This is a genomic window from Desulfovibrio sp. SGI.230 (assembly GCF_050313065.1).
In the GTDB taxonomy this organism is placed as follows: domain Bacteria; phylum Desulfobacterota; class Desulfovibrionia; order Desulfovibrionales; family Desulfovibrionaceae; genus Desulfovibrio.
The window spans coordinates 130,076-156,331 of record NZ_JBNPKS010000001.1; the positions used below are offsets into that span (position 1 = coordinate 130,076).

The window sequence follows — 26,256 nt, forward strand, 5'->3', positions numbered from 1 at the left end:
GTAAAAAAAATTTTTGCTGGACTAATGATTGGTTGTACGTTATGTTCTTTTAACAGTGGAAAAGATTACCTGAATCTTTTCCACATTTGCTATTTTTCTTCGCGTTTGGCGCGGGCACTTCAACCCTTGGACGGAAATGTTTACATCCGAACAGCTTGTAGTGTACCCAGCTCAAGGAGTGGGCCAGATAGAGCGCATCGACAGCCAGAATATTGGTGGTTCGGCGTGCGATTTCTACATCGTGCGCATCCGGGCCAACAGTATCACCCTCATGGTACCTGTCAAAAATGCCTCTAATGTTGGTCTGCGCACTTTGGTCAGCACCAAGGAAGCAGAACACATCTGGGAAGCGCTGCGCAACAACCCCCAGCAGACCGTCCACACAGGCCAGAACTGGAACCGGCGCTTCCGCGAGTATTCCGAACGCCTCAAGAGTCCTGACCTTTCCATCGTCGCCAACGTCCTGCGCGAACTCCTCCTCATCGGCCGTACCAAGGATCTTTCCTTTGGTGAACGGCGTCTCCTGGAACAGGCCATGAGCCTTGTGACCGGTGAACTGGGCGAAGTCCTCAAGACGGAACAGCGGGACTTGCAGTCCGAGCTCATCTCCCTTTATTCCCCGCCTGCCAAGCAGCCTGCGACCACTGCGCATTAACTATTTTTTACTTGCTTCCGGCCACAAGATAGGCTACACGCTTTTCACACGCCTTTTTTCTTCCAATCCCATAACATCTTTTTGCATCGCATTGCCGTTTTTCGGTGATGCGTGCTTTCTACGCCCATGGAAAAAGCACCCCGTAAATACGTCCGTAAAAAAAAGGCTGCACCCGCCTTACTTTCAGATAGCGGCCTGAGCCTGACAGAACTGAAAACCCGCAGCATGCAGGCCCTGATGGAACTGGCTGAGCAGTACGAGATCGAAAATGCCAGCTCCATGCGCAAGCAAGAACTCATCTTCGCCCTCCTGCAGGCCTGTGCCTCCCAAAACGGTGCCATTTACGGGGATGGCGTCCTGGAGATCCTGCCCGACGGCTTCGGCTTCCTGCGCTCTCCCCTGTGCAGCTACATGCCCGGCCCGGACGACATCTATGTTTCTCCCTCCCAGATCCGCCGCTTTTCCCTGCGTAAAGGCGATATCGTTTCCGGCCAGATCCGCCCCCCAAAAGAAGGCGAACGCTACTTTGCCCTGCTCAAAGTGACGGAGATCGGCTTCGAACCGCCGGAAAATGCCAAAAATCTCGTTCTGTTCGACAACCTGACGCCCATCTATCCTGATCACCAGCTGATCATGGAAAACGGCGAGAAAAATCTTTCCAACCGCGTCATCGACATCATGTCGCCCATCGGCTGTGGTCAGCGCGGTCTCATTGTGGCCCCGCCGCGTACCGGCAAGACTGTTCTGCTGCAGTCTTTGGCCAACGCCATCAATGCCAACAATCCCGACGTCTATCTGATCGTCCTGCTCATCGACGAACGCCCCGAAGAAGTCACGGACATGGAACGTACCGTGAAAAAGGCCGAAGTCATCAGCTCCACCTTTGACGAACCGCCGCAGCGCCACGTGCAGGTCTGTGAAATGGTGCTGGAAAAAGCCAAGCGTCTGGTGGAACGCAAGCGGGACGTGGTCATCCTTATGGACTCCATCACCCGTCTGGGCCGCGCTTATAACGCCGTGACCCCCTCGTCTGGCCGCGTGCTTTCCGGTGGTCTGGACGCCAATGCCCTGCAGCGCCCCAAGCGTATCTTTGGTGCCGCGCGCAATATCGAAGAAGGCGGCAGCCTGACCATCATCGCCACGGCTCTGATCGACACCGGCTCCCGCATGGACGAAGTCATCTTCGAAGAATTCAAGGGTACCGGCAACATGGAGATCTATCTGGACCGCCACCTGGCGGAAAAACGCATCTTCCCGGCCATCGACATCAACCGCACCGGCACCCGCAAGGAAGACCTGCTGCTTTCCGACGATATCCTCAACCGCGTCTGGATCCTGCGCAAGATCCTGGCTCCCATGTCCTCCATCGACAGCATGGAATTCCTGCTGGACAAGATGCGCGGGACCAAGTCCAACAAGGACTTCATGGACGCCATGGGCAAATAGCAACAACGTATCCGCTTTTCAGAAAGGCGCTCTTCGGAGCGCCTTTTTTGTTATTTGCCCTGCTGAACGCCACAGAGCGAAATGAAAAGACACGCGTTGGGTGTTTTTTGATGGGCGGTTTTGATTTGTGGCCCATACATCCGCTCTCCCCTGCTCCGTTTCTTTTTTCCACGAGTCATCCAGAAAAACTCGTGACGCGGCACACTTCCCTTGGAGCATTTGCCAGTCCGTGTTTACCGAGGGACATTGCCGTCTTCTTGTGCCACACCATCAACATCTCTATGATCTTGCAGGCCAGGGACAGTGCTCCCTGGCCTGCATCCGCGGGGAAGCGGCAAGGACAGGAAGGACTCCGGCGAGCGACGACACAAAAAAAGGGCTCCCCGAAGGGAGCCCGGAAGCATCAGAGCAATGGATGGGGCCGGTTAGGCCAGCTTCTTCACCGCTTCCAGAACGGCGTCGTAGTCAGGCTCGTTGGTCACTTCGGGCACCAGCTGGCTGTAAGCCAGCGTACCGTCGGGCGCCACCACGAAGATGGCGCGGGCCAGCAGACGCAGTTCCTGGATCAGCACGCCGTAGTTCTTGCCGAAATCCACGTCCTTGTAGTCGGACAGGCTTTCCACGGCCTGCACGCCGGCGGCACCGCACCAGCGGGCCTGAGCGAAGGGCAGGTCGCAGCTCAGGGCCAGGATCTGCACTTTGTCGGACAGGGCAGCGGCTTCCTTGTTGAAGCGGCGCACTTCCATATCACACACGGGCGTATCCAGAGAAGGCACGCTCACCAGGACCACGATCTTGCCCGCGTAGTCTTTCAGGCTGCGGGGTTCGAGGCCGTTGTTGCACACCGTGAATTCGGGGGCCTCCTGGCCAACGACGGGCAGGTTGCCTTCGAGGTGGAGAGGATTACCCATGAAAGTGACAGTATTCATAAAAAGCTCCTTGCGGCTTTTGCGTTCAAGATGCCCTTATGTAGCAGGATGTCCTGTCCTTGTCAAGAACATTTCCTATTTAACGGAATCCCAGACCAGGGCGGCCCATTCGCCGTCGATGATACGGCGCGGTTCGGGCAGTCCCTGGGCCTTGTAGGCCGCGGTCACGCCGTCAGCCTGAATCTCCAAGAGCCCGGAAAGGACGAGGCAACCGCCGGGGCGGCAGGCACGTACGATATCGGCCGCCATCTCGGTCAGCGGACGGGCCAGGATGTTGGCCAGCACCAGGTCGAACTGCTTGCCGGCCACGGCACCGATGCTGCCTTCGGCCACCGTGAAGCTCTCGGGCGCGATGGCGTTGAGGGCACGGTTCTCGACCGCGTTGTCCACGGCCAGCGGATCGATGTCCAGACCTTCGCCCGTAAGGCCGAACTTGCAGCAGCCGATGCCCAGCACCCCGGAACCGGTGCCCAGGTCGAGGAAATGCTGTCCCTGCTGCAGGCGTCCGGCTTCCAGCAGGTCGCTGACCACACGCAGGCACAGGGCCGTGGTGGCATGATGGCCGGTGCCAAAGGCACTCTTGGGCTCGATGAGGATGGGTGTCCGGCCGGGAAAGTCCTGCGTATCCGCCAGCCACGGCGGCAGGACCACAAAATGGTTACCGCAACACACAGGCGTGAAGAACTGACGCCAGGCCGCCAGCCAGTCGGTCTCCTCCAGCTCGGAAAGCGTGCTTTCCGCAGCCGGGACGGTCTGCTTCAGCAGCTGCTGCAGCCGTTCCAGAAAATCCTTCTGCTCACAGTGGACCCGGAAGCGCGTCTCGCCGGTGGGCAGGCTCTGCTCTTCCCAGCCAAAGGGCACTTCCAGGGCCAGCAGGCCGGTGGCGCAGTCGTAATCACTTTCCGCAACAACAATTTCGAGGCGATGGATGGTTTTCATGCATTCTGCCTAGCCCGCACACCGGGCCCTGTCAAGACGGCATGTTGATTTGCGGCGCAAATGCCTGTATGGATTGTCGGCATCGGCCTTTTGCCGTCTGCTTCGTGAGTGCGTCCCCGGGCGGGGCGCCTCCTTTTTTTCAGCTTTTCAGATTTTCCTAGTGATCCCCTGAGAATTCTACAAGCCTTTTCCGGCCAGCCGGAACGTATCCGGCCCAGACGGAAAAATATACGGGAGACGACGATGCTGGACCAGATCCTTGCGGACATCCGCAAGACCTTCGATGTGGACTTTGTTCCCCTGCAGCTGGATGACGGCCAGCTGGAGGTCCTGAACATCAACAATATGCAAAGCCATCTGGACGGGCTGCTGGCACGGCACGCCATCCATGACCCGCTGAAAGACCTGCCGCTCTGGGCCAAGGTCTGGCCGGGCTCCTTCGTGCTGGGGCGCTTCCTGCGCAAGCTGGAGCCCGAGGGCAAGACCATGCTGGAGCTGGGCGGCGGTTGTGGCGTGCTCAGTCTGGTGGCCTCCCGTTACGGCTTCCGTCATATCGTGACCAGCGACATCGTCAATGATGCCCTCCAGTTCGCCCGGGCCAACGTGCTGCACAACAAGCTGCAGGATCTGATCGACGTCTGCTATCTGGACGTTTCCCGTCCCGGCAAGGACGAGCGCTTCCCCGAAGGCTTCGACCGCATCGTCGCTTCGGAGCTCCTGTATCTCGATGACCTGCACCGGCCGCTGCTGAAGTTTGTGGACCGTCATCTGGCCCCGGGCGGCAAGGCCGTGTTCTGCACGGACATGGCCCGCGCCAAACCGCATTTTGCCAAGCTGGCCGCCAAGACCTTCCAGGTGCAGGAAGGCCATATCGGCGTCAAGAGCCAGGATGCCGACGGCAAGGAACAGCGCCGCATCTACGTCCTGCATATCCTGGAGCGCAAGCAGTAGCCATGAGCACGACCACTCTTCCCGTCATCCGTCTGCAGTCCTGCCCCAAGGGCTATACCCGCGACCTGGACAAGACCATCTCGCCCGAGGAGACCTATGAACGCGTGCAGGCCCGCATGCAGGCCGCCGGTCTGGATATCCTGGCCGAAGTCCGCCGCGTGGACGTGGGCCGTCTGGGCATCCCGGTCTACCTCAGCGTTTGCGGCAGGGACGCCCGCGGCATCATGCCCACCCGCAAACAGATGGGCAAAGGTTCCTCGCCGGAACAAGCCCGTGCTTCCGCTCTGATGGAGCTGATGGAACGCTTTGCCTTCTTCAGCTTCTGGCAGCGCCTGCCGCATATGGTCAGCGCCACCTGGGCCGAGGCCGAGGAGCGTTTCGGCAAGGATCTGCTGCCCATCGAGGAGATCTGCCGCTCCGTGGACGACAGTCTTTCCCCGGAACAGGCCCGCGAAGCCATGAGCACTCTGCGCTGGAACTTCTTCCCTGCCACGCATCTGGCTGACGGTCGTACTGTCTGGCTGCCGCTGGACTGGTTCAAGCTGCTGGGCGAATTCAACGGCACGTCCGCCGGCAACAGCCCGGAGGAATCGCTTCTGCAGGGCCTTTCCGAACTGGTGGAGCGGCATGTCTGCTGCCGTATCGACCGGGAACGCCTGACCACCCCCACCATCGATCCTCATGAGGTGGACGATCCCACCCTGCGCGACCTGCTGGCCGCCTTTGAGCGGGAAGGCATCCATATCGTGCTCAAGGATTTCTCCCTGGGCATGCCGCTGCCTACTGTCGGCGCGGTGGCCTGGGACCCGGCCACCTTCCCGGCCCGCTCCGAGATCGTGTTCACGGCCGGCACCGCAGCCTCTCCGGCCAAGGCCGCCATCCGTGCCGTCACGGAGATCGCCCAGCTGGGCGGTGACTTCTGCACGCAGGCCTGCTACGAGGCCTCCGGCCTTTCCAAGTTCGAGCGCCTGGAGGATATCCAGTGGCTGCTGGAAGGGCCTGTCTGCCGCCTGTCCGAGCTGCCCAGCGTGGAAGCGCCCGACATCCGCGACGAGCTGCTTCGGGCGCTGCATGGTCTGGAACCGGTACAGGTCTACGCTGTGGAGACCACGCATCCCGATCTGGGCGTCCCGGCCCACTACTGCATCGCTCCGGGGCTCTCCTTCCGCGAGCGTGACCGCAACCAGAGTATCGGTCTGTTCGTGGGCCGCAAGCTGGCTGAAGAAGCGGACGAGGAAACGGCCCTGCATGGGCTGGCCGTGCTGGAACGCTGCTACCCCAACGCGCATTTCCTGCCCTTTTTCCGGGCCATGCTGGCCCTGCGTGCGGAACGTTTTGAAGAAGCTCGCGACCTTTTCGCCCAGGCCCGCCCCCTGCAGCCCGAAAATGACGCCAAGGGGCTGGCCGCCTTTTATGAAGGCTATGTCTCCACACTGACCGGCGACTGGGAAAGTGCCCTGTCCCCCCTGCGTGACGCTGTGGCCCTGTGCCCGGACATGAAGGAATACGGCAACCTGCTGGGCGTCTGCCTGTTCAAGCTCAAGCGTTATGAAGAAGCCGCTGCCGCCTTCCGTGCCGTGCTCAAGGTGGACAAGGGCTCGGTGATGGATCTGGCCAATCTGGGCCTGTGCGAGAAATTCCTGGGCCAGAAGGAAGCCGCCATGGAGCATCTGGCGGCCGCACTGGAAGTGGATCCTTCGCTGGACTTTGCCCGCACGCATCTGGAAGAACTTAAAGCATCGCTTTAAGTATTACCGCATTCCATGACTACGGGGAGAAAGTCCTGTACAGGGCTTTCTCCCTTTTTCATCCTCTCAGGCTGACCTGACGACCGCTGCCGAGCCCTCTCCGTTTCCTGAAAAGACAGGGGGAAAGCGGCTTTACAAGCCCGGGCGGGACGCGTACACCTTTTTTCCTGATACGATTTTTTACCGAGGTACCCAATGACCCGTTTTCTTCTGCTGCTTTGCGCGGCCTTCCTGCTGACCGGTTGCGGCGCCAAGGGCGTGACCGTTGTGGACAAGTCCGGCTTCATGACCATGAGCCAGCGTATGCCCCAGGAAATGAAAGCCCGCGGCCTGCTCACCGGCAATGGCAGCTATATCTCCCTGCCCGGTGGCGGGGGCGAGAACTATGGCGAGATCCTTTTCCGCCAGCTCTCGCCTGAATTTTTATTCAATGACAGGGGCCACGTCTATCTGGGCAGCACCTTTGCCGCCACGCGCACGCCGTCCAGCCATGCCACCGTGCGCAAGACCGGCTTCACCATCGTCCACCCCACCCAGACCATCAATCTGGCCATGCTGGGCATCGTGGATTGGAACAAAGACGAAAAGGACGAATGGCTCATTGCCTGTGATGTCCGCCCGCACCTGGGCTCCGAAAGCCGCACCTATTATGTGCTGGTGCCACCGCCGCTGCGTAAGGGCGAGCCCCTGCAGGCCACTGTGGCCGCGGTGTACGAGTGCTACGGCCTGGCCTGCAAGCTCACCGTGCGCGACAGTCGCGCCATCCCCCGCGTGGGCGAAGGCGAACTGCCCCCCACGGACGTGCATGATGCCCTGCCCGGCATGGAAGGCGTGACCGAGCCTCCTCGCCCCGACAGCACGCCCCGCTCCGGCCTTCAGGAACGGTCGCTGTAGAATAAAGGGATTTTTTATATAACAAGTCGAGATTAATCTTTCATTTTTCAGAAAGATTAATCTCGACTATGTTTTGTTTTTTATAATAGCAATACACATATTCTCAAGGAAATTTATGATGCGGTAAAAAATTATGATATTAGCTAACAAAATAGCAATCAATATAAAATTATTACAAATAATTACATGCTGTAACTTTACAGAAAAGCATACACATATATAAAAAAATAAATCATCATGATTTTCAATAAGAACAAAATACATTAAAGAAACTAGCTGTATAGTAAAGAACATCCGAAAAATAGAAAAAAATTTGTTTAATTGATTAGAGCCTCCACACCTTCTTAAATACATCCTCTTTGTTATAGGTAGAAAGAGTAGTATAGTATAACTTGCTGTTATAAAACCAAACAATACACTTATAAAGACAATAATGTTTGAAATTGATATATATTCGATATAATTCACTTCCATAAATGAAAAAATAAATAATAGAGACAATACATATTTCTTCATCTCAATTTTTCCATTAATTGGAAAAATACTAGTGAATCTTCATAAAGCCCTCTTTCATTACGCTGTGCATCAATAGTTAATTTTTCTATAAAACTATCAACTTTAAATATTTTTTCTACTTTTTCATCTCCGTAGCCAATACACATCAATCCTTGCACTTCTTCACCAGGCTGTCGAGACAGCAACTTCTTTAGCCTTTCAGCAGCAGCATACTTATTCTTATAGCGCAGTTCTACAGAAAATGAGCTTGCTCCATCCGCCCAGCGAGGGTCAAATTCCTTACGGTCAGAAAATATATTCATCTGCGGATCTGGAATCCTAGTAAATTTAATTTTTCCTATCTGGTTTACCTCCTTAATAAAGTCATTTACATCTTTATATATATTAAGAATTTCTACTGTTATCTTTTCTCTATCTTTTAATATAATTTCAAACAGCGCTTTTATATCTACTTTTTTATTTGAATTTGATAAATAGAATATTTTAGTTCTAAAATCGTATACTGCAAAAGTTTGTGATAGCCATTCTGCTTCATTTTCATTGCGCTTGTTAGGCACTTCTCGATTCAATAAGCGATCATACACATTTTCTGATAAAGGCAAAAAATGCCCTTCGGTAATAGATATTAAAAGAAAATTATTTTTTCTCTCTACATAGAACTTCTTACATTTTTTCTCTTCTTGAATCGTACTAGTGTAAGGCATTGTTATCCAAAGAAGATCAAGGTTTTCTTTAGAGAATTCACTTCCGTCAATCTCTAATAAATATGTTGAGAAGTACAATTTATTCTCCATTATAACCTCTCGATTTTATTAATATTATCAAAAAAACAGCAATGGACTTGCCATAGACCTGTCGTCGTAGCCGATACCACAGCCCCTTATGACAGGAGTCAGAATGATCTGAAAGTATTACCTCCTATATTCTCCAAAGCTGCTCCTAGCCATCCTATGGAACACATTTTGCGAGCATCACGGTAATTTCCATAACTGTCTCTTTTTTATCAATTGAAATATGTTGCTGTAATCTTTCTTTTTGGGGCGTGTCATGGCTATCCTTACACAAATATAAAACGATATTTAAAGAACGATAGCAAAATTTACGTGGGGGGAAAAGAATTTTTTTAACGGAGAAGAAGGAGGTCCCACGAGCGAGACAAAAAACAGCCATATGACTACGACACGAAGTACACCAATAAAAAAAGGCACCTGCATCACTGCAGGTGCCTTGATTTCCTGTTGGCGTCCCCAAGGGGATTTGAACCCCTGTCGACGGCGTGAAAGGCCGTTGTCCTGGGCCGGCTAGACGATGGGGACGCGATGAGGTGTATCTACGGGAAAGACGGGTCGCCGTCAAGCAAAAAATCGAGAACTTCCTTTTTTCTTTTTCACACCTTCCGTGTGTGGCCTGTCCTGATGCGCCACGAGGCAGGCTTTCCCGCCAATCTAGGGGCTGTCCTCCCCCTTCCCCTGCTCTTGATCCCAGCACAAGAGAAGAGACCAGGCCCTGTACGCCTCTTATCGCAACATTGATAACGGCGAAACAGCCGGAGAAGATAGCTAAAAACGGCTTCCCCTGACGGATCCGCCCGCACAGGAAAAGCCGTTCACGACCAGCTCCAGGCGTGTCCCTAGCCCTTGCAGACCTTGCAGGGGCGGTACCCGGCGGCCTTGGCATCCGCCGGGGAGGCAAAAGTTTTGCTGACGCTCTTGCCCTTATAATAGCGGCAGGAAGAGTTGTGATAGATCTTGCTTTCCGGGTTGCCGCGATAGCCTGCCTCCACATTTTTGGGCGCAGCCTTGGGGGCGGGTTGGGCGGCAGGGGCCGGAGCCGTGGCCGCCGCCGGAGCGGTCTGCTGGGCAGTCGCACTCAGGGCGAGACCGGAGGAAGAGCAAACGAACCCCAGGATCATCAGGATGGCGAGCATTTTCTTCATTGGCAGATACTCTCCGAAATATTTTTTAAACTATCCGCAGCCGGACGAAACAGCACTGCATCCGGCCCATGCCATGCAGGATACATCATTCTGCCGGAAGCATAAAGACACGGTCCTCCCGTTGCTGTATTTCTTTCCCGCCCTCCTGCTTGCATAGCCTCCTTCCCCCCTTGCGCCCCCAGGAAGGACGCGCCTGCAAGATCCTGGCTTTACCCCTTCGCGGGAGCAGCAAGGCATCCGTCACGACAAAACAGTTGTAGCAAAGTAGCCCTCTGGGCTATCATGACCGAAAACCGTTTCAGGAGGGATCCGATGAGCCATCAGCATTCCCACCCGCAAAGCATGGCGGGGAAAAATTTTGCCAATGCCGATCTGGCCGGCAAGGATTTTCGGGGCGTCGAGCTGCGGGGAGCCAATTTTGCCGGTGCCGACTTGCGGGGCGCCAATCTGGAGCTGGCCGATCTGGCCGGGGCTAACCTTGTCAACGCGGAGCTGGCAAAGGCCAATCTTTCCTGGGCCAACTTGGCCGGAGCGGCGCTCAATGAAGCAGACCTGAGTGATGCAGACCTGCGGGAAGCCCGGCTGAATGGTGCCATCCTGGAGAATGCCCTGCTGGACGGTGCGAATCTGACAAGCGCCAGTCTTCGGGGATCCGATCTGAGTGGGGCCAGCCTGCGAGAGGCCTGTCTGGATGGTGCGTGGCTGGAAGGCGTCACAGGACTTTCGGACAAATAAGCCAGTTCCTGAACAAGGTCTTTTCTAAAAAAAACAGGGGACAGCAGCCGCTCCTGAAGGTGCCTGCCAAGACAGACACACGGAGGCCACTGTCCCCTGCCCTGTTCTGCTGCCAGAGGATCCGGCAGACAGGCAAAGTCCCTAGCGGATGCTCCTGCCCATATCGCGGGCAGCGTCCAGGGCCGCAGGCGTTTTCCGGATGTCGCCGGATTCCGTCACGCCAAGCGCCTGCACCACGCCGCACAACCGGGTCTTTTCAAAACAGACCACCCAGCCCTCCATGGCTTTCTTGGGGCCTTCCATGGTCTTTTCGTCCGTATCGGCAGCACTGGCCAGCAAATAGATGTCGCGGAAAGCATAGTCCCCGGCGAACAGGGGGTTGGTGCGATCCAGCAGGGTCTTCAGCTGCCCGCACAACGAATAGAAATACACGGGGCTGGCAAAAGCGATCACCTCGGCCTGCTGCATGCGCGGCAGGATGTCATCCATATCGTCCCGGAGGATGCAGTGCTGCGTTTTCTGACACCCGAGACAGCCCTTGCAAAAACCGATCTTTTTGTCATGCAGGTTTATCTTTTCCACGGTATGACCGGCTTCCCGAGCTCCCTCGATAAAGGCATCGGCCAGCAGATCAGAATTGCCCATCCGGCGAGGGCTGGAAGAAATGACGAGGACTTTTTTCCCACTCATGGATCTTTCTCCTTTTGGCTCTGACCGGGACACAGACAGATGACAGCGGCCGGCCACGTGAACGGGCAGATGGTCTTCTTTGAAGGCCCGTTCGTCAACCGTTTTTCATAAAAAGTTCCGGAGACGACCGCCGTGCCCTCCTCTCCCCTTCTGTCCTTTCCGGGCCGGATAAAAGCCCCTCCCCGCCCCTGCTCCGTAATCTCCGGGGACTGGCGAGCCCGGCAGTCAGATCCTTTGCTGTTTTTGCCCGCCGCGCGGAGCACCCTGTAAGGATGCAGGATACAAAAACAGCCCCTTCTCAGGGGCTGTTCATGGAGCATGGTTACAGCTGTCGGGCGACTAGGCCTTATTGCCGCCATCCAGCTTGTTACGGACCTGACGGCACAATCCCATCAGCGCGTCGTATTCATGCCGCCGCACCTGGGCCCGGGCCAGCAGGCGCCGCCACGGCATCAGGAAATAATCCGGGTTGTCCCCGTGCAGGCAATCCAGACGCAGCAGCATGTCCTTCAGATTGTCCAGCAGACGCTCGTAGTCGGCAGAGGAGATGACGCGGCCGGAGCCGCCCTCCGCCGGAGCCTTTTCCCCGGCAGCCTCATGCTGGCGGGCCCGTACGGCCTTGGCGCACTCATACAGCAGCAGCAATACCGACTGCGCCAGATTGAGGGAGCTGGCCTCGGGATTGGTGGGGATGGTCACCAGCCGCTGGCAATGCTGGATGGCATCATTATCCAGCCCCCGATCCTCAGGGCCGAACACGATGGCGACCTTTTCTCCCCGCTCCAGGGCCTGGGCCACTTCTCCCGCGGCCTGCTCGGGGGAAAGCAGGGAACGCCGCCAGCCACCTGTCCGGGCCGTCGTCCCGATGACCAGCGAGCAATCCGCCACGGCAGCCGACACGTCTGGCAGGACCTGGACGTCATCCAGCACGCCCTGCCCTTTGGGAGTGGCCAGAGGACGGGCTTTTTCCCTGTCCCAGCGTTCCGGCGCCACCAGACGGATGCTGTGGCTGCCCATATTCACACAGGCGCGGGCAGCCATGCCGATATTCTCGGGAAAGCGCGTCTGAACCAAAACAACTTGCAACAAATCCAGTGACATGATCACCTCAACACAGCCAGTTCTTCAGCAGCATCACGACCTGCCCGGGTTCCGGCACCACAGGACGCAACGGCGGCGGTACCGGAGCCATATCCGGCCAGATGCGGTGGGCCGTCAGCACGACCATGGCGCTGCCCGTGCCCAGTTTGCAGACCGTTCCCAGAAAGCGCCCCATCATGGTGCCGAAGGCCGCATCAAAGGCCTCCTTGCCGGGACGGCCACGCAGCAGTTCCATGACCAGGCAGCCCAGCCAGGCGCCCACCAGAGCCCCGATGAACGCCCCCAGCCCGAAAAAGAGCGGTGCCAGGAAGATGGCCCCGGCGATGGCCCCCACCATACCGGCCACGGTGCCGGACGTGCTGGAGCCGTGCCGTTTGGCATTCATGACCTGCACGCCCATTTCCAGCACCTCGCCCAGGACAGCCAGGCCCAGGAACATGATCCAGAACCAGACATCCAGGGCCCCGGCGGCCGGGTGCAGGAACTTCCACAGCACCACCAGCAGCACCACCACCCAGTTGGCGGGCAGGCCAAGGATGTTGAGCAGCAGGATCAGCCCCAGCAGGACGATGAACGCATAGGCCAGGCTGAACGAGGCCAGCGCGATGAATCCTTCCATACAGGCTACTTCTTGACGCGGTTGTCGTACACGCGCACGGCCTTGCCTTCGCTGCTGGGCAGGCTGTTGCTCTGCACCAGTTCCACGCGCGGCGTAACCAGGATCTCGTCACGCAGCCGCTGGGCGATGGTCTTCTGCAGGCCCTGCAGGCAGCGCATGTCTTCCACGAAGTACTCGTCGCGGATCTCCACCTGCACGCGCATGACGTCGCCGATACCGTCGTTCTCCAGCAGGATGCAGTAGTTCTGCCCCACTTCGGGGAAGGTCATGATGACCTGTTCGATCTGCATGGGATAGACGTTGACGCCCTTGATGATGAACATGTCGTCCGCGCGGCCCAGGATGCGGTCGATGCGGCGATGATGACGGCCGCAGGAGCATTCCCCGGGCAGGAAGCGGGTCAGGTCGCGGGTGCGGTAACGCAGGATGGGCATGCCCTGACGGCACAGGCAGGTCATGACCAGTTCGCCGATCTCGCCGTCGGGCACGGGCTCGCCGGTCTTGGGATCCACGATCTCCGGCAGGTAGGCGTCTTCCCAGACGTGCAGGCCGTTCTGGTTCTGGCATTCAAAGGCCACGCCCGGGCCGTTCATCTCGGAGAGGCCGTAGGAGTTGTAGGCCTTCATGTCGAAAAGTTCTTCGATGCGGCGCCGGAATTCCACCGTATAGGGCTCGGCCCCCACCACGGCGATGCGCAGGGGGAAGTCGCGCGGGTCCTCACCCATATTGCGCAGATGTTCGCCAAGGATGAGCGCATAGGACGGCAGGATGTGGGCGACCGTGGTCTTGAAGTCCTTGGCCAGCTTGATCTGGCGGCGCGAGTTGCCGGGACCGGCCGGGATGGTCATGCAGCCCAGGCGCTCGGCACCGAAATGGATCCCCAGGCCCCCGGTGAACAGGCCGTAACCGGACATGTTCTGGAACACGTCATCACGGCGTACGCCTACCATATAGAGGCAGCGGGCCATCAGATCGGCCCAGCTATTGATGTCGTTCTGCGTATGGCAGATGGCCACAGGACTGCCCGTGGTACCACTGGAGCAGTGCATGCGCACGATCTCGCTGCGCGGTACGCACAGGAGCCCCGTGGGATACTGGTCCCGCAGATCCTGCTTGGTGGTGAAGGGGATGCGCCGGATGTCGTCCAGCGACGTGATGCTCTCGGGCGTCACACCGGCTTCATCCAGACGGCGGCGATAGAACTCGCTCTTGCGCACATGGGCCACGGTGGCCTTGAGGCGCGTCAGCTGGGTGTGTTCGATCTGGTCCCTGCTCCACAATTCCGCTGCATCGAAAACTTCCATGTCAAAACCTTATTGCTGCTTGTCCATCTTGAATTACAAACGCCCGGCGGCGTCGCCCCTGTGCGCCCATCCCCAGAGCAGGCCAAAACAGCCTGCCAGCATCATATCGCCATACGGGGCCAGGAACTGTCCCTGTCCCTGCAAAAATTCCCGCTTCGGTCCCAGTATATAGGTGGGTTCGTAGCCTCCGGCCTCCTCACAGTAGGGACCGAATGCCGTCCCGTGCCCTCCGTGTGCAAGGACCTCCTCGCACGGCAGCCAGGAACGCCGGAACTGCTCAAGATCCGCAAGGTATTCCTGCAGGGTACGCATGCCGGTATGATGCTCGTAGATGCCGCGGACCTGCCCCTGATAGACCAGCGCCGCCACCGTGTGGCTGTTGCCCACATTGATAATGGTGATCCCTTCGCGCCAGCTCCGCTTCATGACTTCCGGCACGCACAAGGCGCCCAGCAGGGCACAGGTCCCCGTATCCGCCACCGGGCCGCCAGTTTTTTTCTGTAAGGCCAGCAGACGGGTGCACTCCGCCGGCGGCTGTTCGTAGATCCAGTTGGCCGGCAGGGCCGATGCCTGCAGCAGGGCCGTCCAGGCCTGCATGCGTCCCATGCGGTTGCCGTTGGGATGAAAACCATGATCCTGACAGCCCGCCAGTACCAGATGCGGCAACGGGAGCCCGGCCTGCCGCAGCAGTCCGGCAAAAAATTCCGGGGAATAATCGGAAAGAGGCACCGGCACGGCACCGGCCGGACACTGCTCCGCTACCTGGACGCCCATGCTGCGGACGACTTCGGGGTTGTCGTGCAGGGCACTGGCAGCACTGGCGGTACTGTAGACAGCAAACCCCGCCTTGATGTGGTCACGCACGGCAAGGCCAAAGCCGCCACCGATATTTTCACCATACAGCCATACCGGCTGCTTGAGCAGGGTCAGCTCACGAATGCGCTGCGCGGCCAGACGGGCCGGTGAAGGCAGGACGAAGCGTGGCCAGTTGTGGACTTCCAGTCCCGGACGGGCCAAAAGGACATCCTGGGTGCCGCTGCCGATATCGACACAAAGGACAGGACCTGTTTTTTGTAAAAAAGTACGAACACCGTCATCCATGGTTTTTCTCCAGGCCAAACAATAGCAAAGTTTGCCGTTTCTTGGTGTACCGGTTAGCCGGGCCCAAGGCAAGTCCCCAGCCTTTCCGGCAGGGCTGCTCAAAAAAATTTTTCCAAAATGCAAAAAAGTTCTTGCCAAGCCACCCTGTTTTCTGTATCACTCCACTTGTGCCGAGGTGGTGGAATTGGTAGACACGCTATCTTGAGGTGGTAGTGGCAACCGCCGTGCGGGTTCGATTCCCGCCCTCGGCACCAGCAAGACATCAAGGGTTGTGGCAAGTAGCCGCAACCCTTTCTTTTTTTGTTGTTTCGAGCAGCGCTGCAAGCCCAGCCCGTCCCCTGTTTTTCCTGCCTTTACGAATTTGGGTCAAACAGGTGGTACAAAAGGTGCCTCAAATGCCATCCGCTGCCGCTTCTTCCGCTCACCCGCACGGCACTTCCCACTCCCACTCTACAACTCGCCGTTCCGGCCAGCATCTTCTTTGCGTGGGCCGCATCTTCTATTTTCGTTGTGCTCTGCCTGCTGCTGCCCAAAAACGTCTGGGGAATGCCGAGATACGCCTGAGCCTGGGAACATGTTTCCGTCAGGAAGCCAAGCTGCTTGCCTGCCGGCTTTTTGTCCTGCTGCATGCTTCGTTACCTGGCGTACCTGATCTTCCCACGCTGCGGCATATCCTTGTCCGGCATCTGTCTTCCATGTAGGGAAAGGATGTCAGTGAATACGGGAAACGTGGTCCCCGAAAAACGGCTCTGCCCTGCTCTTTTTCCCAAGCACCAGCAATGACGGTCACAAACAGTATGGATGCAGGAGATGCAAAAGACTTCACGGCTCCTTCTTTTACTTGTGATCGGCAACCAGCATATCCGGCCACACGATTCACTCCTCCATTTGCCAAGAAACCTGTTTGTCAGGATACCTGTCTCCATCCTCTATCCCAACCAGTTGCAGCAAAATTTCCCCGCTTTCCACTGCAAGATTTTCTGGGAAGCATGTAGCTGCCATATCACCTGACGGGGCTTTGGCTTCCCCTTCAGTGACTTCCTGTTCCGCTGAAAACAGTATCAGGACAGACCATCCCCACGGGATGTTCTGCCCTGATGCCTTGCTGTTATTGTGTGAAGAACGTTTCCGTTGATATTTCCCTCATGCATCCATAGCTTTTAAATATATTATTCAAGATTATTAATTTGTTATAAATATCAATATTAAAAAACAATGAAAGCCTGCCGATAAATAAATACCGACAGGCTTTAAATTGCACAGCAGCATCAGACATAACTATCTATAGCCAGATACATACATCTGATACCTAGACAGTATAAACTTAAAAGCGGTATGCGAAAATCAACTGGGCTTTCCAAGCATCCTGCTTGCTGTAAGAATCGTCTCGGTAAGAACGTTTCCATGTGGAATCATCTACGAAGTTGGCGATATAGCTCAGCTCCAAAGAAGCTTCCAAGTTCTCGTAAATTTGATAAGTGTTGACGAGATTGAATTCCAGCAGCCCATCAGTGGTCGTCAGATAGGGCCCCTCCGCTGTCTGATTGTCCCAGCCGTAGGAATGCTCCACATATTTTGCCATCGAGGGGCTGTTTGTCCCCCCCCACCAAGCAACACGGAACGAGTGCTTCAGGTCAGCGATAAAGCTCATATCGTGCAGGCGCAGACCGATCCCCCAAGTCCCGGCATAGGTCAGGGCTTTATCATAAAGGCGAGGATCGCCCCAACCAATAGCATCACCATGGAAAGACATGAAGTTTGCGCAACCGGACAGTGTGGGCATACGCTCAGATCCATTCTTGACGTTACCGTCATCGCCGGAAGCATACCAGCCAAAAATCCCTGGTGTCCCCCAATCCAGTTTGTACTCGATCAACGCCTTGACCAGCCAGCCTTCACGCTTGGTTCCGGCCCATACGCTCTCGCCGGTATTGTAGCGCGTAGCCATGTAACGCCCCATGGACTCGATAGAGCCGTAGTTGATGTCCAGCTCGATATTCCAAGGATCGAACATGCTGACGACGACAGGCAGACCGGCCCAGAAGGCAAGCCCGTAGGCTTTGTCTGTATCGCCAAGAATACCTGTGCGGCTGGAGGCAGTGGCAAGAGGATACGGACGCAAACTGTATCCGGGATAGCTAGCTTTATGCAAATCGTTATCCATGGCATCCCAAGCATTGGCCCCGATCATTCCGGCCATGACCCAGGGGATCAAACGAACTCCTTCCAGTGACAGGGGGAGCGTCAGTGCAAACAGATCCACATTATCGTTGAAATTTGCATACTTGCTATCGGAGCTTTTCCAATACGTACTGTCATTCGCCCAGTTGTCGTTGAAAGCCCGTATCCAGAAAGCCGTCAACCCGACGTTTTCATTGAATTGGTACGAAGCGGTGATCCCCACCATGTCATCGTTCAAAACGGAGGATCCGCCGGCGGCATCAGGCATGCCGATCCCTTGGATACCCATGCGGAAATTGAGTCGGCTATCGGGCGGCGTCCAGTCGATATAGGCATGCTTCAACTCTACGACGTTGCCATCCGCGCCCAAGGCTCCCCCGGTGCGGTTTTGGCCCCATACCTGATCCCCGATCTCGAAGATGACCGTCCCGGATAGCGACTCAGAGGCTACGGCATCCAGTTGCAGCTTGACGCGCTGGCGGACATCAAGCACGTCATCCGTATCCGTTTTCCTGCTGTCGGCACCGATACGCCGATCACTGGTGAATTGCCCATCACCAGCACCAAAACCCATCAGCCACTCTCCTCTAGCTTTGAAGTCTATGGCCTGAACAGCGGATGACATCCCCGTGAGAAGTGCGGCTGAAAGAGCCAGAATCATCAATTTTTTCATTATGTACCTCCTAAAGGGAGGGAGCCGTTGTCTGAATCGGCATCAACAGGGGCTCCCTCCATACTTATGTCGCGACGATCAAACGTGCGCATCTTTTGGAAGTAGGCGTTTTCCAGCAGTAGCAATCCTTTCCTCTGCAACAGAATCATCGTACCGCACAGGATCGAACAGCGATCCCTGCCGCTCCATGCCAGCTTCTTCGTGCCACACTAATCAGTCGTCTTTCGATAGAAATCCGGATTGTCTCCTAAAATGCTTCTGCAAGCATCTGGATGACGTGTTTGACGGCCACACCGGAATCTTTGCTCCGCCTGATACCATCCCGCAGCTGCATGATGCAGCCCGGGCAGGTCGTCGCCACACAGTCCGCGCATGTTTCCATGATATCTTCTATCTTGCGCGATTGGATCTTTTTCGACATGTCCAGATGCGTCAAAAAATACGTTCCTCCCATACCGCAGCAGGCTTCGGGGTGACGCATCTCCTTGATTTCGCTGTGCGCAGCAACGGCCAGGATCTCACGCGGTTCTTGCGTCACCTTCTGGGCTTTCCGCAAATGGCAGGGATCGTGATAGGTGACGGCCCGGGCCCTTCCCTTTCCGACGAGCTGTTCCAACCGCTCCACACCGACCCGGTGGACAAGGAATTCCGTCACATCCATGGTACGGCTGGCCAAAGATTCCAGTCGTCCCCTCATAGAGGCATCATCTGCAAACAGCTCAAGGTAACCGTGCCGCAGCATGTGTCCGCCCGAAGGACAGACGACGAGCACAGGTTCATTGGGATTGCTTGCCTCCAGGGCCTCCACATTGCGTCTGGCAGCTTTTTTGACGGCTTCGCGATCGCCGCTGATGAGCATAGGCATGCCGCAACATCCCTGAGCGGACGGGACCCTGACGGCGATATGCAAAGCATTAAGGACCTTGACGAGGCTGTCACCGATCTCCGTCATGACATAATTGGTCATGCAGCCGGTAAAAAACGTCACCACTGGCCATCCCTTTTCACCAGCAAAGGAGACCCGGCTGCGGAACGGCGTAGTGGCCACCTTGGGGATGTACTGTTTGTCATCCACGAACGGCATGGCAAAACGACGATAGAGACCACTATCCTGAGGCACACCCTTGAAGAATAAGGGCTGCAGCAGGGCGCCCATCCTGGCTTCCGCTCCCAAAAGCCCCTGGCCTTGGCCCAGAGCCAGACTGATGGCCTTTTTGATGGCGGGCAGCCCCAGTTCTTCGGCAAAGGCCTGCCTTGCCGCCATGATGACACGATCGGCACGGGCCCCGCTGCCGCACTGGGAAGCACAACCAGTGCACAACAAACAATTGTCCAAGGCTTCACGCACATGGGCCGTGAACTCCAGGCGGCCATCAACAAGAGCTTGGGCTATTTGCATCTTGCCACGGGCCGTATAGCGTTCTGCCGGGCTTTCCTTGAAAATGGGACATACCGTACGGCATTCGCCGCAGCGGATGCATTTGTAAAGCTCTTCTTTAACAACCTTCTTCAGGTTATCGAGTGCTGCTTTTTTGTCCTTGTTCATGGACTACTCCTTGGGCATGACTTTGCCGGGGTTCAGGATCCCCTTGGGATCCAGCAGCTTTTTAAAGCTACGCATCATCTTCAGCGTAGGTTCATCGATATTCCAATGCAGGTTATGGACTTTGACGCAGCCAATGCCGTGTTCGGCCGCGATACGGCCTTCCAAAGAAACGGCAGCAGCCACGACTTCATCTTTAGCTGCCATGGGGAAGGGGCGGCCACTCTTGCCCGTGGTCATGCCCACATGGATATTGCCATCGCCGTAATGACCAAAATTGTAGATGATGATATCATGGCGCGCGGCAATTTCATCCAGCTTACGAATCATCTGCGGGATACGGGAGATCGGCACGGAGATATCGTCATCTTCCCAGTCCTCAGATATCTCGCACACGGCGAAAGACAGCGCACGTCGAGCCTTCCAAAGCTCTTCCCGCTCTTCTTCCGTACGCGCCTTGCGGAAGGTGATCACGCCACACTTTTTGCAGGCGGCTTCGATGTTGGCCACATCGCCGTCAAGGGCGATGTCCGGGCCATCGACTTCGATGAGCAGCAGGGCCCCCTCTTCCGGGCGGGCACCGAAATGGATGGCCCGCTCCACGACCTCAACGGAGATGCGGTCCAGGAACTCCAGGGTCGACGGACGGACGCCCGTGGCAAAAATAGCTTTTACGGCCTCGGCGGCGTCTTCGAGGGTGTGGAAGGTCGCTGTCATGGTGCGCACGGATTCGGGCTTGGGCACGATCTTGATGACTGCCTTGGTGATGACGCCCAGCGTCCCTTCAGAGCCCACGAACAGTTCCGTCAGGTTATAGCCCACGACGTCCTTGATGCATTTGGACCCGGTTCGCACGACCTCACCAGTCGGCAGGACGACCTCCAGCCCCATGACATAATTTTTGGTCACCCCGTACTTTACGGCGCGCAATCCACCGGAATTTTCCGCGATATTCCCGCCAATGGTGGAAAAAGCCGTAGATGCAGGATCCGGCGGATACATCAGCCCGATCTTGTCCACCTCTTCCTGAAGCGTCTTGGTGATAACGCCCGGTTCAACAATGGCCAGGAAATTGTCCCTGTCGATTTCAAGGATCTTGTTGAAACGATCCATGGCCATTATGATGCCCCCTTCAACGGGAACGACGCCTCCGGTATAGCCACTGGCTCCCCCCCTGGGGGTTACCGGCACTTCATATTCATTGGCCAATTTCAAGATGGCCGAAACTTCGGCCACACTTTCGGGCAGCACGACACCTTCGGGCATAGCCCGCTTTTCTGTATTGGCATCATACGAGTAGGCAATCAGATCCTCGGGAGCGAAAGAAGAACGATCTGTGCCAAGCAGGGCCTCAATCTTTTCTTTGAATTCCTTGTCAAGCATCGTGAAAAATCTCCATATTGTTGAATTAGTCTCTTCAAGAAGCAACGTTACTGCTGTTATTTTCCATGAGGCTGATGACAACAAACAAAACAGCAGAAACTCCAAGCCCAGGCCATACAGGATCAACTGATGATACTATGCCGCCAACCTGTAACATACGTCCCGCATACCATGCGATGACTGTCAGCAATGACAGGGAAATACTCCAGAATGCAGCGCGGCAGCTTGCCTTTTTCCAAAAGTAGGCACCCAGTGTGGGCACAAACAGGCTGGCTGAATTGACGGTAAAGGCCATGAACAGCAGATTGATGATATCCCGCACATACCAAGCGATCAGGGCGCTGGCGATTCCTACGCCTACAGAGCTGAGGACACCGACCGTAACAAGCTGTCGGGGTTGTACCTGATGGGTGCAAAAACGCTGATATATATCGCGGGTCACGTTGGCTGAGGCTGTCAGGATGCAAGAACAGGCCGTTGACATGATGGCTGCCAGTAGTACCACGAGCATCAGGCCTTTCAAGCCAGAGGGAAACAGCCGCAGTATCACGGTGATGAATGCGCTGGAGCCATCCCCCAGATCAGGGAACAGAATACGGGCACCCAGCCCCATGATACAGACGGAAATCCCGATTCCCATGATGAGCAGACCTGCCAGGACAGTTCCCACGATGGCGCTGTTCCGGGAGCGTGCAGAAAAACACCGGACGTAGCTGTCACTGGAGGTATAGAATGTCAGAATAATGCTGATAAACATGCCCAGCAGGGAAATTCCGTCGAGATCTCCCACCCCGGTGAATGACGCCGGCAGGGCGCCCAGACTGCTGCCGCTCTCTCCTGTATAGAACACCATGAGCGGCATACCGATCAGCCCCGTTCCTGCAAGGATCAGGATGGCCTGGAAGCGACACGTCCTGTCCAGAGCCAGGAAACCGCCGGCAGCGGTATAGAAGACCGTCACAACTGTCGCCAGGATAAAGGCAAGCAGCATGGAAATGCCGGCCAACTCGTGCAAGATGACTGCCGTGGCCAGGAGCTGACTGGCTGCGTAGCCGATGTTGGCACACAGGGCCGTCACTGTACTGACGATGCGACAACCCGGCCCGTAGGATCGCTCGATGAAATCCGGATAGGTGATATGCCCGTAGGCATCTCCGGCTTCCTTGATCCTTCCGGTAAACGTCAGGGCAAACAGTACGCAGCCAACAGCCATGCCCAGAGGATACAGCAAAGCACGTATCCCAAGCTCATAAGCCTGCTCCGCAGTGCCCAGGATGGTTGCTCCGCCTACCCAGGCCGTCAGCCACAGGGTCATGACAGCAAATGTCCCGGCTTTCCGTCCGCCAACAAAGTACAAGTCTATATCCTTCTGCCGATGGCGTGCACGCCAGCCAATGACCACCAGGGTGGCAAGGTAGCCAAAAAGCACGGCATAATCCCATATATCCATAGGCATCTCCGCCATTCCGGCCCCCCACAACTGTGGGGGGCCAAGCCCAACATCTAACCGGCAGATTCAGTAAATCGACGGGCATTCCCGCGACGTCGCACCAGGAAGGCCATGCCCATGCCTACAAGGCCGGAGACTGCAAGGAACAGAAAGATATAGATGTAACCGGTGTTCTGGTACTGGTCGAGCCAGCGGCCGAACAGAGGATTGTAGATCATGTCGGGCAGGTAGCCCAGCATGGAAGCCATGGCGACGGTCGTGCCGGTCAGCTTGCGCGGGATACCCGCCTCCTCAATGCAGGAATAGAGGATGGCGTACGCGGTAAAGGTGACGGCGGCGAGCAGCAATTGCAGACCGATGACGACGACCGCGCTGGTACCCGCCGGGATGAAGATGAAGATGGCCAGCAAGGCCGTCATGGCCGCGAAGCAGTAGATAAGCACGAGCGAAGGAGATTTGACTCTGTCGGCCAGCACACCGCCCACGGGCCCGCAGATAACGCGCAGGATATGCGTACGCACGATGGCCAGGACACCGGAAAAGGCCATGGTCACACCGATGACGTTGGTCATGTAGGGATTGAAATAGGAAGTACTCGTGTAGATCCCGTGACCGCAGAAGATCAGCAGGGAGATGACCCAGGTCATGGGTTCCTTGAGGACGGTCAGCAGATCCTTGGTCTGGAATTTGTCGTCCTCGGATTCTTCCGCGCCATTCTTGTTTTCAGCGTAGAAAAACATGACTACGGTAGCGGAAAGCAGACAAGCTGCGCCCTGCACGTAGATGACCCCCTTGAGGCCGGCCACCTGGTCCGCCACGAACAGCCCGTATACGAACATGCCTACGGCCGAGACGCCTGCGGAAAACAGGCCTACACCAGCATTGAAGAAGCCGTAGAGACGCCCCTGCTCTCGGGCGCTCCCCAGCAGGCGGATGGCCTTGATGACGCCCGACCAGAACGCAAATGCCGTGGTAAAGGCCAGCAGTACCCAGACAATCATGGCCATGGAAAAGGTCATGTAGGTGGCAAAGAAAATATTGAGGATGCCCGTACCGGCCAGGGAAAGGACGATGACCCACTTGGCACTGTACTTGTCAGCGACCCATCCGCCCGGGATATACAGGCAGAGGTTCATGATCGTGTAGATCGTCAGCAGCAGACCGGCCTGCTCGTTCGTGCAGTTGATCCCCACAAGCAGCTGATCATAAAAGACATATTTGATATAGGGGAGCATGAAACTCGCGGCGTACCCCAAAGACAACGCCATGACGACGAAATAGCGTCGGAACGTACTCATACAGCATCTTCCTCCCTGATGCCTTTGAAGGCAGGCCGTCAATGATGCGACGGCCTGCCTTCTTTCTTACTTGCGCAGGATGACCAGTGCGTCAGCGGCACAAACCCCTTGCCCCTGCTCGTAAACAAAGACAGGGTTGACATCGAGTTCGACGATCTCGTCCCGACGATCGGCCGCGAGACGGGCCACATTGGCGATCATGCCGGCGAGTGCCTCCAGATCCAGCGGCGCCTTGCCCCGGTACCCCTTGAACAGAGGAATGGCCTTGAGCTCATCGAGCATGGCCCGGGCTTCTTCTCTGCTGAAAGGCGCGGGCAGCAATGAGGTATCGCGGAACACTTCCACGAAGATGCCGCCCAGACCGACAAGTACGGCTGGACCGAACTGAGGATCGTTGTTCACCCCAATGATGACTTCCGTGCCGGGCTTGAGCATCTTCTGAACGAGAACACCGTCTATCACCGCCTGCGGAGCCTTTTCCCGCGCGTTGGCCATGATGCGCCCAAAGGCCTCACGAGCCGCGTCAGGAGAACGGATACCCAGCTCCACACCGCCGATGTCGGACTTATGCAGGATATCGGCAGAGGCGATCTTCAGGGCCACGGGATATCCCAGACGTTCTGCGGCAGCGGCGGCTTCCTCGGCAGTAGCAGCCACTACGCCCTCAGGCGTGGGGATACCGTACTCCTGCAGGATCCTGCCGCTCTCGAATTCGGACAGGGCCCGGCGTTCGCGAGCGGCAGGGAGGGAGGGGATGGCGAGGTCGAGCGTATGCTCTTCCGGACGATAGCTGATGAATTCCTTCAGATAGCGCAGCGCGGCAAAGGCATAGACCGGCGGCGGCAACACCGGGACACCGGCAGCGGCGAGCCTTTCCAGATATTCGGGATTGCGGGAACTCTCCAGGAAGGGGAGCATGGCCACGGGCTTGCAGTTCCCTTCGGCCATGACCTTTTCGATACCCCGGGCCATATAATGGATGCAGGGATCTGCGATTTCGTACAGCAACGTATAGCCGACGATCACCATGCCGATGGAAGGATCGTCCATGACGGCCCGCAGGACGGAAGCATAGACATCAGCGTCATAAGAAATGGTAGCCGTGGTATCCAGCGGATTGGCCGGGCTGGCATAGGAAGGCAGCAGAGCCTTGAGCTTTTCCAGGGTCTCCGGCTGGAAGTCGGGGAAGTCAATCCCTTCCATGTCGCCGGTATCGGCGCAGATGCCCGTCTCGCCACCGGAAAGATTGATGGAGGCAAAACCAGTCGACTCCGGCAAGGACGGAAGCGTGGCAAACAGTTGGGTCGTCGCCAGCAGCTCTTCCACATCACGGACGCGTATCACGCCAAACTTCTTGAAAATGGCATCATACATGCGGTCGGCACCAGCCAGGGAACCGGTATGGGAGGCAGCTACGCGGCTCCCCTTTTCACTGCGGCCCGCCTTGAGCACCACCACAGGCTTGCGCTTCAGGGCGGCGGCACGCAGCCCCGCCAGGAATTTGGCAGGCTGGGTCACGCCTTCGAGGTAAAGGCCGATGACCTTGGTGTGCTCGTCTTCTACCAGATAGGAAAGGTAGTCTTCCATGCTCACGACCGAACAGTTACCGGCCGAGATGGAGTACGAGAAACGCATGGAAGGGCTGTCCATCAGGGAAAGGCACAGCTGGCCGCTCTGGGAGATGATGCCCACGGCGCCGGTCCTGTCGCGTTCCGCCGAGATAAAGGCAAAGGCCGCGACCTTGTCCACATAGTTCATGAATCCCGCACAGTTGGGACCCATCAGCGCCATGTCCAGTTCTGCGCACAGGGCTCGCAGGCTGCGGTCGGCTTCACGCCCTTCTTCCGTGCCCACTTCGGAGTAGCCGCTGGCGTAGACCACAGCCCCGCCAGCACCTTTGGCAGCGGCCTGTCTCAGGATGTCTTCCACGGTCTTCTGAGGGGTACAGACCACGACCAGATCGATGTCCACAGGCAGGGCATCCAGAGAAGGCCAACACTTCTTGCCGAACACGGTATCGCGCTTGGGGTTAACGAAGTAGACCCGATCGCAGTCCGCGTAGGACAGGACATTACGGCAGGTATCTCCGCCAAAACCTTCCTTCTCGCTGGCACCGACGATGGCGACCGTCTTGGGGGCCAAAAGTTTTTTCAGATCCATAATG

At 56.7% G+C, this 26,256-nt stretch carries 22 protein-coding genes and 2 tRNA genes; 8 read left to right on the forward strand and 16 right to left on the reverse strand.

Annotated features, from left to right (window positions below; all coding sequences use genetic code 11):
• The first annotated feature begins 136 nt into the window (after positions 1 to 136).
• Positions 137 to 655, forward strand: coding sequence for a CarD family transcriptional regulator (locus ACQRAG_RS00605; protein ID WP_006005737.1), 519 nt, complete (start codon positions 137 to 139; stop codon positions 653 to 655).
• 195 nt (positions 656 to 850) lie between these two features.
• Entirely contained in the window at positions 851 to 2,101 is a 1,251-nt protein-coding gene (gene rho / locus ACQRAG_RS00610) for a transcription termination factor Rho (RefSeq protein ID WP_040369422.1), read from the forward strand.
• A gap of 425 nt (positions 2,102 to 2,526) precedes the next feature.
• Here rho and tpx read toward each other — a convergent pair whose 3' ends face one another.
• A complete protein-coding gene (gene tpx / locus ACQRAG_RS00615) occupies positions 2,527 to 3,030 on the reverse strand; it encodes a thiol peroxidase (RefSeq protein ID WP_418473447.1) in 504 nt (167 codons plus the stop codon).
• A 75-nt stretch (positions 3,031 to 3,105) separates the two neighbouring features.
• Positions 3,106 to 3,969: a 50S ribosomal protein L11 methyltransferase gene (locus tag ACQRAG_RS00620; RefSeq protein WP_427803719.1), complete on the reverse strand. Its 864-nt coding sequence runs from the start codon at positions 3,967 to 3,969 to the stop codon at positions 3,106 to 3,108.
• A 243-nt stretch (positions 3,970 to 4,212) separates the two neighbouring features.
• Between ACQRAG_RS00620 and ACQRAG_RS00625 the strand changes: the two genes are divergently transcribed.
• The 3 genes from ACQRAG_RS00625 (at position 4,213) to ACQRAG_RS00635 (ending at position 7,562) form a co-directional block, all read left to right on the forward strand.
• On the forward strand, positions 4,213 to 4,920 hold the full coding sequence (locus tag ACQRAG_RS00625; RefSeq protein WP_204625907.1) for a class I SAM-dependent methyltransferase: 708 nt from the start codon (positions 4,213 to 4,215) through the stop codon (positions 4,918 to 4,920).
• Between the two features lie 2 nt (positions 4,921 to 4,922).
• Positions 4,923 to 6,668, forward strand: a complete 1,746-nt coding sequence (locus ACQRAG_RS00630) for a YcaO-like family protein (protein WP_427803720.1) — start codon at positions 4,923 to 4,925, stop codon at positions 6,666 to 6,668.
• 195 nt (positions 6,669 to 6,863) lie between these two features.
• A complete protein-coding gene (locus ACQRAG_RS00635) occupies positions 6,864 to 7,562 on the forward strand; it encodes a hypothetical protein (protein WP_427803721.1) in 699 nt (232 codons plus the stop codon).
• A 512-nt stretch (positions 7,563 to 8,074) separates the two neighbouring features.
• Here ACQRAG_RS00635 and ACQRAG_RS00640 read toward each other — a convergent pair.
• The 3 genes from ACQRAG_RS00640 to ACQRAG_RS00650 form a co-directional block, all read right to left on the reverse strand.
• A complete protein-coding gene (locus tag ACQRAG_RS00640) occupies positions 8,075 to 8,872 on the reverse strand; it encodes a hypothetical protein (RefSeq protein ID WP_427803722.1) in 798 nt (265 codons plus the stop codon).
• A 445-nt stretch (positions 8,873 to 9,317) separates the two neighbouring features.
• Positions 9,318 to 9,394, reverse strand: a tRNA-Glu gene (locus tag ACQRAG_RS00645).
• 314 nt (positions 9,395 to 9,708) lie between these two features.
• The gene (locus ACQRAG_RS00650; RefSeq protein ID WP_427803723.1) at positions 9,709 to 10,014 is read right to left on the reverse strand and encodes an Ada metal-binding domain-containing protein; all 306 of its coding nucleotides are present in this window, start codon (positions 10,012 to 10,014) and stop codon (positions 9,709 to 9,711) included.
• Positions 10,015 to 10,326: 312 nt separating this feature from the next.
• Here ACQRAG_RS00650 and ACQRAG_RS00655 point away from each other — a divergent pair, with 312 nt between their 5' ends.
• Positions 10,327 to 10,749, forward strand: a complete 423-nt coding sequence (locus ACQRAG_RS00655) for a pentapeptide repeat-containing protein (RefSeq protein ID WP_304025924.1) — start codon at positions 10,327 to 10,329, stop codon at positions 10,747 to 10,749.
• A 141-nt stretch (positions 10,750 to 10,890) separates the two neighbouring features.
• Here the strand turns inward: ACQRAG_RS00655 and ACQRAG_RS00660 are convergent, their stop codons facing one another.
• The 5 genes from ACQRAG_RS00660 to ACQRAG_RS00680 all read right to left on the reverse strand — a co-directional run bounded on the left by ACQRAG_RS00660 (position 10,891) and on the right by ACQRAG_RS00680 (position 15,564).
• On the reverse strand, positions 10,891 to 11,439 hold the full coding sequence (locus ACQRAG_RS00660; RefSeq protein ID WP_303739982.1) for a flavodoxin family protein: 549 nt from the start codon (positions 11,437 to 11,439) through the stop codon (positions 10,891 to 10,893).
• Between the two features lie 339 nt (positions 11,440 to 11,778).
• Positions 11,779 to 12,540, reverse strand: coding sequence for an RNA methyltransferase (locus ACQRAG_RS00665; RefSeq protein WP_279137229.1), 762 nt, complete (start codon positions 12,538 to 12,540; stop codon positions 11,779 to 11,781).
• 7 nt (positions 12,541 to 12,547) lie between these two features.
• On the reverse strand, positions 12,548 to 13,159 hold the full coding sequence (locus ACQRAG_RS00670) for a DUF456 domain-containing protein (RefSeq protein ID WP_168935592.1): 612 nt from the start codon (positions 13,157 to 13,159) through the stop codon (positions 12,548 to 12,550).
• Positions 13,160 to 13,164: 5 nt separating this feature from the next.
• Complete coding sequence (locus ACQRAG_RS00675; protein WP_168935593.1) at positions 13,165 to 14,463, reverse strand: phenylacetate--CoA ligase family protein; 1,299 nt, start codon at positions 14,461 to 14,463, stop codon at positions 13,165 to 13,167.
• A 33-nt stretch (positions 14,464 to 14,496) separates the two neighbouring features.
• Positions 14,497 to 15,564 carry a DUF1786 domain-containing protein gene (locus tag ACQRAG_RS00680; protein ID WP_204673762.1) on the reverse strand — a complete coding sequence of 356 codons (1,068 nt, stop codon included), beginning with the start codon at positions 15,562 to 15,564 and terminating at the stop codon, positions 14,497 to 14,499.
• 169 nt (positions 15,565 to 15,733) lie between these two features.
• On the opposite strand from ACQRAG_RS00680, the gene ACQRAG_RS00685 reads away from it, so the two are divergent.
• Positions 15,734 to 15,818: transfer RNA gene (locus ACQRAG_RS00685), tRNA-Leu, on the forward strand.
• Positions 15,819 to 15,959: 141 nt separating this feature from the next.
• A complete protein-coding gene (locus ACQRAG_RS00690; RefSeq protein ID WP_427803770.1) occupies positions 15,960 to 16,265 on the forward strand; it encodes a DUF6538 domain-containing protein in 306 nt (101 codons plus the stop codon).
• 623 nt (positions 16,266 to 16,888) lie between these two features.
• Here the strand turns inward: ACQRAG_RS00690 and ACQRAG_RS00695 are convergent.
• The 6 genes from ACQRAG_RS00695 to ACQRAG_RS00720 form a co-directional block, all read right to left on the reverse strand.
• Complete coding sequence (locus ACQRAG_RS00695; RefSeq protein WP_427803724.1) at positions 16,889 to 18,418, reverse strand: outer membrane homotrimeric porin; 1,530 nt, start codon at positions 18,416 to 18,418, stop codon at positions 16,889 to 16,891.
• 247 nt (positions 18,419 to 18,665) lie between these two features.
• Positions 18,666 to 19,964 (reverse strand): (Fe-S)-binding protein, encoded by a 1,299-nt coding sequence (locus ACQRAG_RS00700; protein WP_304047742.1) that lies wholly within the window; start codon positions 19,962 to 19,964, stop codon positions 18,666 to 18,668.
• 3 nt (positions 19,965 to 19,967) lie between these two features.
• Positions 19,968 to 21,344, reverse strand: coding sequence for an FAD-binding oxidoreductase (locus ACQRAG_RS00705; protein WP_304045988.1), 1,377 nt, complete (start codon positions 21,342 to 21,344; stop codon positions 19,968 to 19,970).
• A gap of 34 nt (positions 21,345 to 21,378) precedes the next feature.
• Entirely contained in the window at positions 21,379 to 22,794 is a 1,416-nt protein-coding gene (locus ACQRAG_RS00710) for a sodium:solute symporter family protein (protein WP_427803725.1), read from the reverse strand.
• A 53-nt stretch (positions 22,795 to 22,847) separates the two neighbouring features.
• On the reverse strand, positions 22,848 to 24,092 hold the full coding sequence (locus ACQRAG_RS00715; RefSeq protein ID WP_304025936.1) for an MFS transporter: 1,245 nt from the start codon (positions 24,090 to 24,092) through the stop codon (positions 22,848 to 22,850).
• A 66-nt stretch (positions 24,093 to 24,158) separates the two neighbouring features.
• Positions 24,159 to 26,252: an acetate--CoA ligase family protein gene (locus ACQRAG_RS00720; protein ID WP_427803726.1), complete on the reverse strand. Its 2,094-nt coding sequence runs from the start codon at positions 26,250 to 26,252 to the stop codon at positions 24,159 to 24,161.
• Positions 26,253 to 26,256: the final 4 nt, after the last annotated feature.